13 protein-coding genes are annotated in these 12,567 nt (G+C 46.7%); 10 read left to right on the top strand and 3 right to left on the bottom strand.

What is annotated here, in order from left to right; genetic code table 11:
- Window positions 1–47: 47 nt before the first annotated feature.
- Window positions 48–551: a thermonuclease family protein gene (locus tag DYD62_RS01155; protein WP_115225693.1), complete on the bottom strand. Its 504-nt coding sequence runs from the start codon at window positions 549–551 to the stop codon at window positions 48–50.
- Window positions 552–761: 210 nt separating this feature from the next.
- On the opposite strand from DYD62_RS01155, the gene DYD62_RS01150 reads away from it, so the two are divergent.
- Window positions 762–2,021, top strand: coding sequence for an HD-GYP domain-containing protein (locus tag DYD62_RS01150; RefSeq protein ID WP_115225692.1), 1,260 nt, complete (start codon window positions 762–764; stop codon window positions 2,019–2,021).
- A gap of 49 nt (window positions 2,022–2,070) precedes the next feature.
- Here the strand turns inward: DYD62_RS01150 and hpnC are convergent, their stop codons facing one another.
- Complete coding sequence (hpnC, locus tag DYD62_RS01145; RefSeq protein WP_115225691.1) at window positions 2,071–2,901, bottom strand: squalene synthase HpnC; 831 nt, start codon at window positions 2,899–2,901, stop codon at window positions 2,071–2,073.
- Window positions 2,902–3,010: 109 nt separating this feature from the next.
- Between hpnC and DYD62_RS01140 the strand changes: the two genes are divergently transcribed.
- Together DYD62_RS01140 and DYD62_RS01135 are read left to right on the top strand one after the other, a co-directional pair.
- Window positions 3,011–3,361, top strand: coding sequence for a ComEA family DNA-binding protein (locus DYD62_RS01140; RefSeq protein WP_099398531.1), 351 nt, complete (start codon window positions 3,011–3,013; stop codon window positions 3,359–3,361).
- 114 nt (window positions 3,362–3,475) lie between these two features.
- Window positions 3,476–4,609 carry a PLP-dependent cysteine synthase family protein gene (locus DYD62_RS01135; RefSeq protein ID WP_276527782.1) on the top strand — a complete coding sequence of 378 codons (1,134 nt, stop codon included), beginning with the start codon at window positions 3,476–3,478 and terminating at the stop codon, window positions 4,607–4,609.
- A 211-nt stretch (window positions 4,610–4,820) separates the two neighbouring features.
- Here DYD62_RS01135 and DYD62_RS01130 read toward each other — a convergent pair whose 3' ends face one another.
- Window positions 4,821–5,669, bottom strand: coding sequence for a 2OG-Fe(II) oxygenase (locus tag DYD62_RS01130; RefSeq protein ID WP_115225690.1), 849 nt, complete (start codon window positions 5,667–5,669; stop codon window positions 4,821–4,823).
- A gap of 335 nt (window positions 5,670–6,004) precedes the next feature.
- On the opposite strand from DYD62_RS01130, the gene purB reads away from it, so the two are divergent.
- The 7 genes from purB to DYD62_RS01105 all read left to right on the top strand — a co-directional run bounded on the left by purB (window position 6,005) and on the right by DYD62_RS01105 (window position 12,565).
- Entirely contained in the window at window positions 6,005–7,375 is a 1,371-nt protein-coding gene (purB, locus tag DYD62_RS01125) for an adenylosuccinate lyase (protein ID WP_115225689.1), read from the top strand.
- An 89-nt stretch (window positions 7,376–7,464) separates the two neighbouring features.
- Window positions 7,465–8,934 carry a YdgA family protein gene (locus tag DYD62_RS01120; RefSeq protein ID WP_115225688.1) on the top strand — a complete coding sequence of 490 codons (1,470 nt, stop codon included), beginning with the start codon at window positions 7,465–7,467 and terminating at the stop codon, window positions 8,932–8,934.
- Window positions 8,935–9,177: 243 nt separating this feature from the next.
- Window positions 9,178–9,633, top strand: a complete 456-nt coding sequence (locus DYD62_RS23760) for an HTH domain-containing protein (RefSeq protein ID WP_207916259.1) — start codon at window positions 9,178–9,180, stop codon at window positions 9,631–9,633.
- Window positions 9,633–10,064, top strand: a complete 432-nt coding sequence (locus DYD62_RS23755) for a WYL domain-containing protein (protein ID WP_233702853.1) — start codon at window positions 9,633–9,635, stop codon at window positions 10,062–10,064. Before DYD62_RS23760 ends, DYD62_RS23755 begins: the two co-directional genes overlap by 1 nt.
- A 249-nt stretch (window positions 10,065–10,313) precedes the next feature.
- On the top strand, window positions 10,314–11,045 hold the full coding sequence (locus DYD62_RS01110; protein WP_115225687.1) for a hypothetical protein: 732 nt from the start codon (window positions 10,314–10,316) through the stop codon (window positions 11,043–11,045).
- 66 nt (window positions 11,046–11,111) lie between these two features.
- Window positions 11,112–11,309, top strand: a complete 198-nt coding sequence (locus DYD62_RS23400) for a hypothetical protein (protein WP_132038586.1) — start codon at window positions 11,112–11,114, stop codon at window positions 11,307–11,309.
- Window positions 11,310–11,599: 290 nt separating this feature from the next.
- The gene (locus tag DYD62_RS01105) at window positions 11,600–12,565 is read left to right on the top strand and encodes an ATP-binding protein (RefSeq protein WP_115225686.1); all 966 of its coding nucleotides are present in this window, start codon (window positions 11,600–11,602) and stop codon (window positions 12,563–12,565) included.
- Window positions 12,566–12,567: the final 2 nt, after the last annotated feature.

The raw sequence follows: 12,567 nt of genomic DNA, 5'->3' as shown, positions 1-12,567 counted from the left end.
TTTCAACCAGCGGAGCTTTCGCGGCTAAAGCCACTCCTGCATTATTGCTAATTAGCGACTCTGTGAGCCTTGCGATCATCCCAAGGCGGCACGGGCCGAGCGTCTTGCCAAAGCCCAATTCTAGCCTGCCTTGCCTGCTGCTCTAAGCGTTGGTAGTACTCATAATCAGCAGTGCTTTGCTTACCCCTAGCAAAGTGCTGGTAGTGCCAGGCAAAACCCGCCTTGATTTGCTCGCTATTAATATCTGCATTTCCCAGATGCAAAACCACCACGCTGCGCTGATAGCGATCGGTATCTACTACCTGCGCCTGAACCCGCTGGCGATAAATCAGACGATCCAGATTACGCCTTGCCTCACTGCCAAAAGGCTGGCTGTATTCTGGCGCATCAATAAAAGCTAAGCGCAGCTGATGCTCTTGGTTTTGATCATCACGCATCAACAGCGAATCACCGTCACTCACCTTAATAACCATGCCTGATATCAAAGCAACTGGCACTGGTTCAGCCCTACAGGCACTGAGTAAGAAAATCAGTAAACATCCACGCCACATACCCCCTCCTTTACCCAGGCTTTCAATCTGAGCGATCAGATAAAACACACCAGTACGGCAAGGCTGACTATTGCTTCCAAGTCATTGCCTACTAAGATATACATTGAGCTGACACAAAACCTTGCATGGCAATCAGCAAGTCAGGGGATAAACATGCCTCCGCCTTGCCGGTCTCCTACTCGTCATTTTAGATAAAGTGGCAATTTGCACATGAAAGCCTTCAAAAAGCGTACTGCGATTCGGATTGCCACTGTCAGTATTGCGCTCGCCTCTTTAGCCAGCCCTGTGGCGTGGTATGTAGAAAAAGAAAACACCGAGGAGGGAATCGTAGCGCTGGCCATTGAAGAATCGGGCCGCTTACTTCACCACTACGATGCTGTTAATTTAAGCGGCCCCAATACGGTAGAGCATGCTAAAAGCGCCGCACAGACTATTTCCGGCGGCTTATTTGATATTGCCGAGATATATAACGCTGCCGGGCAAAAACTGGCTGAATCCTTAACCAGCGAAGGTGAGGCCGTCGATTTTTATCTGACTGCACATGGCCGGCCCGGCTACACCCAAGCTTCATATGAAAGCTTAAAATTGCCTGGTACCCGCTGGGTTTTAAGAGTTTTTGTGCCGCTGCGTGGCTCAGACAACACGATCACAGGCTATTTTGAAGGAGTGAGGGTCGTGCCCGCGTGGCAACACCGGCAGATACTCTCATCCTCGCTGACCGTTGCGTTGATGGTTTGTCTTGCGGCGCTCCTCTGTGGCGCAGCGCTTTACCCGGTTGTGGTGCATCTTTCTACCGATAACGAGCGCAAAGCCCGCGAAGTGCTCGATTCGCATATTTCCATGATGGAAGCACTGGGCCGGGCCATTGCCAAGCGGGATTCTGATACTGGCGCACATAATTACCGCGTCGCTTGGATCGCCGCCTTTATTGCCGAACGGATGAAATCAGTGCCATCAGGCAGGGAAATGCAGGGCTTGATTGCTGGCAGTTTTTTACATGATGTGGGCAAAATCGGCATCCCCGACGCCATCTTATTAAAACCGGGCAAGCTGGATGAGGCCGAGCTGGTCATTATGCGCACGCATGTCAGCCAGGGCGAGCAAATTGTAAAAGGCATGGGCTGGCTGGATGGCGCGCATGAAGTGGTTGCAGCCCACCATGAAAAATGGGATGGCTCTGGTTATCCGCGTCAACTTCAAGGCGAAGAAATCCCGCTTTCCGCCCGTATTTTTGCCGTAGCCGATGTATTTGACGCCCTGTGCTCTAAACGGCCTTACAAAGAACCCATGGGTTTTGATGACGCGATGGATATCCTAGAAAAAGGCAGGGCCAGCCACTTTGACCCCGGCGTGATGGACGTTTTTCGCCCGCTTGCAGCGGATATTTTTCAGAAACTGGCGAATATCAGCGAGGCCGATGCGCATGATTTACTTAAAGAGCGCATCCGTCAGCATTTTGAAATGCAATAAGAGAGAAATATCAGTACAGCATGCAAGTCACGCGCTTTGATCAACACCCTTACTTCGCCCGAATCGCCCGCCACAGCAAGCGTGGCCAGTCTTGCCAGACTAAAACAGGGCGATGGCGGAAAACATCGGGCTGTAATTTTAATTTCTCTAAAATCGCATCCCCCCCTAGGATAGTCAGACGGATCTCCAGCCCGATCCGGCCAGGTAAAATCTTTCCCAACGGCGCGCCAGCGTGCAGCATTTTTTGGCTGCGCCGCACCTGAAACGCCATTAAGCGCCGCCAGTTTGCATCCACTTCACCTACCGCAATTTGCGCTTCGCTCACCCCAAAGCGCTCTAAATCGGCTTGTGGAAAATATACACGCCCATTGGCCCAGTCTTTTTCAGCATCTTGCCAAAAATTAATCAGCTGTAAGGCGCTGCAAATACCGTCTGATAAAGCCAGATTTCTCGGCGTAGCTAGGTCAAAAATGTACAGCAGAATACGCCCGACCGGATTAGCCGAGCGGCGGCAGTAATACATCAGCTCGCCAAAATCGGCAAAGCGATGCTTGGTTACGTCTTGTGTAAACGCATCCAGCAGATCGTGATAAAGCTGAACAGGGATTTGGTACTGGTGCGTGGCAATCGCCAGCGCCTGATAGCGCGGCGTCACGGGTGTTTTTCCCGCAGCAATTAAATCTAATTCGGCACGGCACTGCCCCAGCGCACGGATGCGCTCTTCTGGTGTGGCATCGCCCTCATCGGCCAAATCATCGGCATGACGGGCAAAGTGATAAACAGCCGCAACAGCCTTACGATATTTGCGGGGCAAAACCAAAGAAGCCACAGGGAAATTCTCATAATGCCCAACGGCTTGTTCTGATGTAATGGCAACCATAAGCTGAACCTAATCTGACACGAAAAACACACAGGGCGTGCTATATTAAAGCTGCACTGCCTCGCCGAGGCACTGAGCCCGTCTGTTTATCTTAAATAAAGGGAATCTCATGAAGAAATGGCTAATCGCATTACTCGGTGCATTTGCACTGCACGGTATGACGCTTGCTGCGGTAGATATTAACACTGCCAGCCAGGAACAACTGGAAGCAGTGAATGGTTTTGGCCCAGCCAAAGCAAAAGCAATTATTGAATATCGCAGCAAAAATGGCCCCTTTAAGAGCGCTGAAGACCTTAAAAAAGTACCCGGCATTAAAGATGGTGTTTACAACAAAGTAAAAGGCGAGATTTCTGTTGGCGGTAAAGCAGCAGCTACAGCAGCCCCGGCCAAGGCCGAAAAACCTGCCGCTGCAGCGGCATCGAAAGCAGCCATGAAAGCCAGTCAGCCTGCTAAAAAATAAGCTCACAATTCAGTACAAAAGGCACCGCTGGTGCCTTTTTTTATGCCTGCCCCGCATACTCTTAAAACTTTATTTGCCCTGCCCGCATTTTTTGCTTGAACCAGAGCGCCCCCCATGAAATGCTCTGATATCTTTCGCACCAAAGTAATGACGCATATGACTAATAGCCGCACTTGGGTTGCCCGTGCTATTCGCACGATTGAAGCCGATTTTAACCGCTCTGCAGATACCCATTTAATCCCGCTCGATTTACCGGGTTTTCCTAGCATCGATTTCTATTTAAAAGATGAATCCAGCCATCCAACGGGTAGCTTAAAGCATCGCTTAGCCCGCTCATTATTTTTATACGCCCTTGCAAATGGCTGGATCCATGCCCAAAGCACAGTCATTGAAGCATCCAGCGGCTCAACCGCAATTTCAGAAGCATATTTTGCACGGCTATTAGGCCTGCCCTTTATTGCGGTTATGCCAGCCTCCACCAGCCCCGAAAAAATTGCAGCCATTACTTTTTATGGCGGGCGCTGCCATCTGGTTGATGATCCAACCACCTTACACAGTGAATCACTCAGGCTTGCCGCAGAAACCGGTGGCCACTTTATGGATCAGTTTACTTACGCAGAGCGCGCAACCGATTGGCGGGCCAATAACAATATTGCCGAATCTATTTTTGCACAGATGGCATTAGAGCCTCACCCGATCCCACAATGGATTGTTGCCAGCTGCGGCACGGGCGGCACATCTGCCACCCTTGGGCGCTATGTGCGTTATCGCCAGCACAGCACAAAAATTGCCTGTGTGGACCCGGATAACTCGGTATTTTTTGATGCCTTTTGCAGCAAGGATCGCAGCTTAAGCTTGCATTGCGGTTCTTTAATTGAAGGCATTGGCCGCCCTAAAGTTGAAGCGTCTTTTATTCCTGCAGTGATAGACAGTATGTTTCAAGTACCCGATGCGCTGTCGATTGCTGCAACACGCTGGCTGGCAGAAAAACTAGGCCGCAGAGTAGGCGGGTCTACTGGCTGTAATTTAGCTGGCGTGCTGGCTTTGGCTTTAGAAATGAAAGCTGCAGGGCAAAGTGGCAGCATTGTGACCCTGCTTTGCGACAGCGGAGAGCGCTATGCGCATTCTTATTACAACGATGCATGGCTGGCAGAAAGGGGGATTGATATTCAGCCCTGGCTGGAGCAGCTCAAAGCGATTACCGGGCAAGGCGAAACGCTGAATTTACGGCGGGCAGATCAAGGCTAAGGCTGAAGTAGCAGCTGGTACTTAGCTACGGAAAACGCCACCTCAGCATAAAACCCAAATCTTAAACCATGGAGAAAAGGGAGAACACGGAGAAAGACATACGGGAAAGCTAGGTTTTCTCCGTGATGCTCCGTGTTATCTGTGCCCTCTGTGTTTCAAGACTTGGGTTTTGGATGGAATTTTCGCGGCTATGTACGCCCCCTAACTCCCATCAGCCAAACCGCCCCTGGCGCATCCATTTAGTGGCAATCCACTTTTCGCCTTTCCTGACCGGATTACCACCGTGCAAAGTAAGAGGGTCGGTCTGGCTTTGGCTATTACAGTATTCAAAATAAACGGCCGAGCCTTTTTTTGGCGCAACGGCAAGCCCCAGCTCTGGGAAAATCGTTTCACCGCCTTCATCCACATCATTTAAATACATTACAAGTGTGGATACACGCTGGCCGCCATTTTTTAAATGCACCTGACTGCCTTTATCGGCAACGGGGAAATAATCGAAGTGCGGCTTATATTCGCCGCCGATTTTGTAATTTAAAATTTGCATACCTTCGCCGTTTTCAATCGGCCAGTGCATGACGTCGGCAATACGGCGATCCAGCCTGGCAATAAACTCATTTTCATTCACCGTAAAAAAAGTACCGTAGCTGCTGCGATCATCGATCACTTCTTCTGCGCCGGTTTGCGGATCAACAATCGTCGAACGCTTTAACTTGCTCTTGGATAAACGCACCAGCTCATCGCACTCCTCCAGTGATAAGACATCATCTAGAATCGCCACAACCGGCTTATTCACTCTGGCGCTCACCCGAACAGCACGGTCATGCGTTTGAATAACCCCGCCTTCCATCGGAAAACGGGGGCGCTCAGCCACATAAGCCGCGCTTGGCACGGCCGCTGTCGTTTGCGCTGACAAATTAGAAAAATGAAAAACAATGGCATTGGCAAAAATCGGGTCAAACCCTTTTCCTGCCATCACCTCGACTAATGATTGTGGTACGCAGCCCCTAGCCAGATTTTCAACAATCCAATTTTGCCAGTCTGCTGTAATTTCAGTATTCATCGCCCCATCCTCTTATTGATTTATTTGTAGTGATATTCTTACAAGACTAAGCCTCTGCTGTCACCCTTATTTGTTTTGCCGTTGCAAACAACACAAGATAAATTCTTTGGTAAAATTTCACTAAACTGATCAAATACTTAACATCAAAGTAGGATATTAATAATCGCCCAGCTAGGGCAATGAATATAACGGCTCTGACCTCGCGATAAAACGGCGGCCGCATCGTTTTTTTTACCATTTCATTTGTCTGGCCAATGCAGTTTGGCAAGAGCAGCAGGCGTGGGCTGTGGTAAAATTAGCGCCTTGATTTTTGTAGACGTGAGACTTGGCTTAGAATGGAACTTTCAGCCCTTACCGCCCTATCCCCGCTCGACGGTCGTTATGAAAAACAGCTCGCCGATTTACGTCCACATTTTAGCGAATACGCACTGGTTAAAAGCCGCGTGGCCGTTGAAATTGCCTGGCTAAAAGCCCTTGCCGCAGAAGCGGCCATTGAAGAGATTAAGCCTTTCTCTGCAGCCACCATCGCTGAACTCGATGCGGTTGTCGCCCAGTTTTCACCAGAGCACGCGCTGGAAGTGAAAACCATCGAGCGCACGACCAACCACGATGTAAAAGCCGTGGAATACTGGATGAAAGAACGCTTGTCCGGCAACGCCGAAGTCAGTGCTGCCAACGAATTCATCCATTTTGCTTGTACTTCGGAAGACATCAATAACCTAAGCCACTCCCTGATGTTAAAAGGCGCGCGTGACGCGGTGATGCTGCCAAAGCTTAAAGAAATGATCGCTAAGCTCAAAGAGCTGGCCCACGATTTAGCCGATGCGCCAATGATGAGCCGTACCCACGGCCAGCCAGCAACACCGACCACCATGGGTAAGGAAATGGCCAATGTGGCCTACCGCCTTGAGCGTCAGCTTGTTCGAATCGAAAAAATTGAACTGCTGGGCAAAATCAATGGCGCGGTTGGTAACTACAATGCCCACATCTCGGCCTACCCTGATTTTGATTGGGAAAACTTCTGCCGCCGTTTTGTAGAAAGCCTCGGTATCAGCTTTAACGCCTACAGCACGCAAATTGAATCTCATGATTACATGAGCGAGCTGTACGACACGTTTACCCGTACCAACACCATTCTGATTGATATGAACCGCGATATCTGGGGTTATATCTCGCTGGGCTTCTTTAAACAGCGCGTCAATAAGAATGAAATTGGCTCTTCCACAATGCCGCATAAAGTTAACCCTATTGACTTCGAAAACTCCGAAGGTAATCTGGGCATGGCTAATGCGATGCTGACTCATCTTTCGCAAAAGCTGCCAGTCAGCCGCTGGCAACGTGACCTTACCGACTCTACCGTATTGCGTAATATGGGCGTTGGTTTAGGCTATAGCCTGCTGGCTTACAGTGCCTGCTTAAAAGGCCTGAACAAGCTGGAAGTCAATCGTCAAGCCATGCTGGATGATTTGAACGCCAACTGGGAAGTGCTGGCCGAGCCAATCCAGACTGTCATGCGTCGCTATGCCGTGCCTAATGCCTATGAGCAGTTAAAAGAGCTGACCCGTGGCAAGAGTGGTATGACCCGTGAAGCACTGGCTGTATTTATTGATGGTTTAGAAATTCCCGAGCTGGAAAAAGCCCGCCTTAAAGAGCTGACACCAAGCAACTACATTGGTAAAGCTGTAGAACTCGCGCAACGGATATAAAATCCAATCTTAACGGGCGCCACAAGCGCCCGTTTTTCTGCCAAGCTTGCATCTGAAACGCCTTTTTGATGCGCGAGGCACGATATTGAATGTCGGAGACAATGGTGAAACGTAAAGTATTACTGGGTAGTGCAATCACAGCCGCCATCCTGTCCACAGCCTATATTGGCGGTGCCTATGTAGCTGGGAAAGCCGCTGAAAAAACACTGCAAAAGCAGCATGAATGGCTAAGCAGCCTGCCCTACTTTATTGTAAAAAATCGTGAATATCAGCCTGGCTGGTTTAGCTCCAACGAAAAAACCACGCTATTGCTTAATCCTGAGCTTTATCGCTTTTTTATTGAGCGTGCAGGCACTGAGCTGCCTAAATTTGAAGTGACCTATACCCAGCATATTAAGCACGGCCCCTTCCCACTGCTAAGCAGCTTTAATCTGCGCCCATATAAAGCAGTGGTTGAATCTGAATTTGTTTTTTCCCCGGAAACACAAAAGTTTTTAACCCAATTCTTTGGCACACAAAAGCCCATTCATATTGAAAACAGAATTGGCTTTAATGACGATGGTGTTATATCTGTAAAAGTACCCAGCTTTGATTATGAAGAAGCCATTTCCGGCGTAAAAGCCAAATGGAAAGGCTTTGATGCCACACTTAATTATGGTGGTGATTTCAACAGCGTAAAACTCATTGCCAATGCACCGGGTTTATCCGGGGAGGCCAAGGGCAAACTCTCCTTTGCCTTTAATGATTTAAGCTTTGGCTTTGATCATATTCGCGGTAAAACCGGCGTGATGCTGGGTACAACCAACGCCAATCTGGCCGGTTTTAATATGCAGCTATCGGAAGGTACGCCGATTAAGCTTAAATTAGAAAACCTGAAATACGCAGGCAATATTGCAGAAGATGGCGAGTATATTAACGGCGGCGCAAATATCAACCTTGCCCGCTTAATTCTCGACGATCAGCCCTATGGCCCTGCCGAGCTACAAGCCACTGCCAGCCATTTACACGGCCCAACGCTTGCAAAGCTGGCAGATGAATTTACCGCACTCCAGAAAAAACAACTGAAGCGTGATGAGTTCTCCGGCGAGCTGGTTAAACTGGTTAAAACACATGGCATGCCACTGCTCACGCACGACCCGCTGCTGGCTATTAAAAAGTTTGACGTTAAACTGCCTGATGGCTCAATCCGCTTTACCACCGAAGTAGGCCTCAAAGGCTTTAAGCCTGAAGACTTGGATAAACCGGTCGAATTTGTAAGTAAACTTCACGCCAGAGCCGATTTCTCTGTACCACGCAAAGTGATCGAAACCATGGTGATGTGGCAAGCCCGCAATATGTTTGGCGGGCCAGACAGCGGCGTAGCAGCAGACGATCTCGACTATCTGGCAGGGCAATTTGTAGAAGGCCAGATCAATAAGCTCACCGATCAAAACCTGATCCGCAGCGAAAACGGCCTGCTCTCTGCCAAAGCATCGCTGGAAAAAGGCGCTTTCACGCTCAATGGCATCAATGTACCGCTGCCCTGGCAACAGCCTGCAGAATCTGTTAATGAGCAATAAGCTTTAGCCCACAAAAAACCGCCATCCAATGATGGCGGTTTTTTTACGCCTCAAGACTCCCTTACTCCATCCTCGACTTCTTTTTTTCTAAGCTTAATCCACTGCCATGCCCTGTCAGCAGGCTATGTTTTAATTACCCATATGAACTATGACATAAACATCGCAAAATATGACGAACATGTGTAAGCTTCGCACCAAAAAAAAATCAAAAGCAATCACTACCTATATAAAAGCAGTCAAACAATGAAAGTCGTAAACTCAGAGCATGAAACCCTAGCATTCAGAATTGCCGCCATTTTGCTCAAACTTAATTTAGGCGACGCATTAAGCAGGCAAGCCCTTGCCGATGAATTTAAAGTGAGCGAACGTACCATCTACCGTGATTTAAATCGCCTAGGCGGTATTGTCAACAAACTAGAAGATGGTCGCTACCAAATTGCGACCGCCTATCGAGGTAAGCTGACCTCTAAAGACCTAGAGTCCTTTGCCAGACTTACAGGTGTCGATCAGCTATTCCCCAATGCCAGCCAGCGCTTTCTGGTTGCCCTGCTCGATACCTTGACGCATAGCAGCTACCTCATCAAAGGCCATCATTACGAAGAGCCCAAGCCCCACGATAGCCAGTTTATTCAGCTAGATGAAGCGTACAGCGGCAACGTATTTGCCAGCTCAGCTACGCCGGTAAACCACGCACCTTAATGCCCTATCGCTTAGTCAATAGCAAAGGAATCTGGTATCTAGCGGCCACAGAAAATCAACAACTAAAAGCCTTTACCTTTAGCCGTATTAGCCAATTAAGCATCAGCAACGATACCTTCACGCCAAGCACAGAAATACAGGCAGAAATAGAAAGCAATGAAGACATTTGGTATAGCCGCGATAAAACCGAAGTCCTCCTCACCGTAGCACCACAAATAGCCTATTACTTTTTACGCAGAAAACTATTTCCACAACAGGAAACTGTCAAACAATTAGAAAACGGCAGCCTGATTATTAGCAGCCACATCAGCCACGCCAATCAAATACTCCCGCTCATTAGGTATTGGATACCGCATGTGCGCATCATCAGCCCTAGCGAATTGCAACTGGCTTTAGAAGAAGAAGTGAAGCAATATTTCACAACGGCTTAAATATTTAGCCTTCGCAAAATTAAACATGATAAAGGAAATACCATGGGCAACAACAACTCCCCACTAGAAAGCTTAGCCGCATTTGCAATTGTATTTGTAGCAGGTGTAATTTCGACAGTGGGATTGGGGAAGTATATTGAGAAGGTTAAGAGGGATGCCGTGAAGGAGGAGCAAGAAAATCATAGCTATTGAACACAATTAAATTAACAACTATTACAGAAATACCAAATTATTAGAGAAAAAGAAATCATGTCATTTTTTAATGTCGATTTAAAAGAAGAGCTAGGCCAAATTGAAAGCGCACTAAACAGAACTGTAACAAATAGTCTTAAACCCGCCATTGATGATAGCGTTTCACAAGCGGCCGATCGCCTTGAGGCCACCATAGGAAAAGCAAGTGTTGAGCTGCACTCTGTAGTTGCAAACGCAGGAAACACCTTGAGTAAAAATATCAAGGATCTGTCTGATGAGATTCATAATCAACGATCAATGACCAAAGATGACATTATAGAAATAGTTAATTACGCCTCAAAAAAAATAGGTGATGAAATTGATCAGCGCATCCTTAAAATTAAAGATGAAACTTCGTCTTTAATTAATGAGAAAGTTTCATTGCTTAAGACTGAGCTAGAAGACGCCACCATTAAAAGCCGAAAAATGCTCTTTACCAATTTAGCCATCTCAGGCTCTTCCGCACTTCTGATGGCCGTTATTGGCTTTGTTTATAAAAAAATCACAATCGGTCAACTTGACCCCTTTATCTTATTCCGAATTATTTTAGTATCCTGCGCTGTAGGGGCGGGCCTAATGAGTGGTTTAAAAATGTGGCAAAGCTGGCGGGCAAAAAGCACCGTCAAAAGAGGCATCGCTACTACCGTATTTAGCTTCGTCGGCGTACTCCGCCCTAATGGTGCAATGGCTTTATTTTTACTAAGCATGCTGTTATTAGCAGCATGGGCCTGGCTGACTTTACACGCTTAAACCACTCTAACTAAATATAATAAATATCTAAAATATATTAATTATTTTTATAAAAAATGATTGAAAATGCCTATCCCCCAAAATAAAGCCATAAAAACATACTGTAAAAATTGTGGTTGGTGCCAAGTTATTTGGCAAAACAGCGATATTTTAACCACACAAAGGCAATGCAAACAGTGCGGAAATGAAAAATTGGAGTATAGCGAAGCGGGGAAAATAGAAAGCTTATGGGCGAGAGCACGATTTATTCAAGGTCAACAATGAATTTCTATGATTGAAACTGGATGCCACACTTACGCATCATCAGCCCCAGCAAATTACAACTGGCTTTAGAAAATGAAGTGAAACAAAACTTCACACTAACTTTAATCATCACTTTATCTATTTTACTCAAGTAAATGAAATGCAATGGGGAACAACAACTCCCCACTAGAAAGCTTAGCCGCATTTGCAATTGTATTTGTAGCAGGTGTGATTTCAACAGTGGGATTGGGGAAGTATATTGAGAAAGTTAAGAAGGATGCTGTGCAAGACACAATCACAATGGAAAAAAAATGAAACATGAATCGAGTAACTCAAGTGGCCTTCAAGCGCCTTTCAGAGGTAAATTAAAAGAAGAACAAAAAAAAACAAATACGTCCAACTATCAAACAAGGAAAGCTAATTTTAAATTGGACAAGGATGTTATTCTTGCAGAATCAACAAAAACTCAATTTGATGAGTGCCTAGCGAAACTGCGTTTTCATAAAATAATTTATAGTGACTGGGGATTTTCGTCGGTCGACCCACTTGGCATGAGTACCATATTGAATTTTTATGGACCACCAGGCACAGGTAAAACACTTGCAGCAGAAGCCCTTGCAGGCACCCTAGATTTACCATTTATTCAACTTGGCATTGCTGAGTTAGAAAGTAAATTTATGGGAGATACTGCAAAAAATATTCAAGCTGCATTTGAAGCTGCTCGAGAAAGTAGTGCAGTCATTTTTTTTGATGAGGCAGATACTCTCCTTGGCAAACGCCTCTCCTCTGTAACACAAGGAGTAGATAACGAAGTGAATGCCATGCGATCTACACTTCTTATCGAATTAGAACGATTTGATGGCATCGCTATTTTTGCCACAAATTTTGCAAAAAATTATGATGAGGCATTTCGTAGCCGAATTAGCCACCATATTAAATTTGATTTACCTGATTTCGCAGCCCGAAAACGAATGTGGGATCGAATGCTTGTAAAAGGCATACCAATCGCAGGTGAACGGGGGCTGTTAATTGAAAATTGCAGTGAATTATCTGATGGTTTTTCAGGAAGAGAAATCCGCACCTGCATGCGCCTATCACTACCCAAAGCATTACTCGACGCTGAATCATTAAGCCTAGATGCAAAACTATCAATTGAGCATCTTGAATCTGCAATCAAACAAATACGCAGTGCAAATGCCGAAGTTGCCTGTGGGGATACCCGTCGCCAATCAATAAGCGATTCTATAACCAGCAAAAAATTACTCGGCGTTAACTAATT

It is taken from the genome of Iodobacter fluviatilis (assembly GCF_900451195.1).
Taxonomy (GTDB): Bacteria; Pseudomonadota; Gammaproteobacteria; order Burkholderiales; family Chitinibacteraceae; genus Iodobacter; species Iodobacter fluviatilis.
Note: the sequence above shows the minus strand (reverse complement) of the source record. Positions and strands in the feature narration are given on the sequence as shown.

Bases quoted from the DNA above. Each gene is read 5' to 3' on its own strand.
- DYD62_RS01130 (WP_115225690.1), bottom strand. From the start codon at position 5,669: ATGAATACTGAAATTACAGCAGACTGGCAAAATTGGATTGTTGAAAAT.
- DYD62_RS01135 (WP_276527782.1), top strand. From the start codon at position 3,476: ATGAAATGCTCTGATATCTTTCGCACCAAAGTAATGACGCATATGACT.
- DYD62_RS01150 (WP_115225692.1), top strand. From the start codon at position 762: ATGAAAGCCTTCAAAAAGCGTACTGCGATTCGGATTGCCACTGTCAGT.
- DYD62_RS01105 (WP_115225686.1), top strand. From the start codon at position 11,600: ATGAAACATGAATCGAGTAACTCAAGTGGCCTTCAAGCGCCTTTCAGA.
- DYD62_RS01110 (WP_115225687.1), top strand. From the start codon at position 10,314: ATGTCATTTTTTAATGTCGATTTAAAAGAAGAGCTAGGCCAAATTGAA.
- DYD62_RS01155 (WP_115225693.1), bottom strand. From the start codon at position 551: ATGTGGCGTGGATGTTTACTGATTTTCTTACTCAGTGCCTGTAGGGCT.
- DYD62_RS01140 (WP_099398531.1), top strand. From the start codon at position 3,011: ATGAAGAAATGGCTAATCGCATTACTCGGTGCATTTGCACTGCACGGT.
- hpnC (WP_115225691.1), bottom strand. From the start codon at position 2,901: ATGGTTGCCATTACATCAGAACAAGCCGTTGGGCATTATGAGAATTTC.
- DYD62_RS23400 (WP_132038586.1), top strand. From the start codon at position 11,112: ATGCCTATCCCCCAAAATAAAGCCATAAAAACATACTGTAAAAATTGT.
- DYD62_RS23755 (WP_233702853.1), top strand. From the start codon at position 9,633: ATGCCCTATCGCTTAGTCAATAGCAAAGGAATCTGGTATCTAGCGGCC.
- DYD62_RS23760 (WP_207916259.1), top strand. From the start codon at position 9,178: ATGAAAGTCGTAAACTCAGAGCATGAAACCCTAGCATTCAGAATTGCC.
- purB (WP_115225689.1), top strand. From the start codon at position 6,005: ATGGAACTTTCAGCCCTTACCGCCCTATCCCCGCTCGACGGTCGTTAT.
- DYD62_RS01120 (WP_115225688.1), top strand. From the start codon at position 7,465: ATGTCGGAGACAATGGTGAAACGTAAAGTATTACTGGGTAGTGCAATC.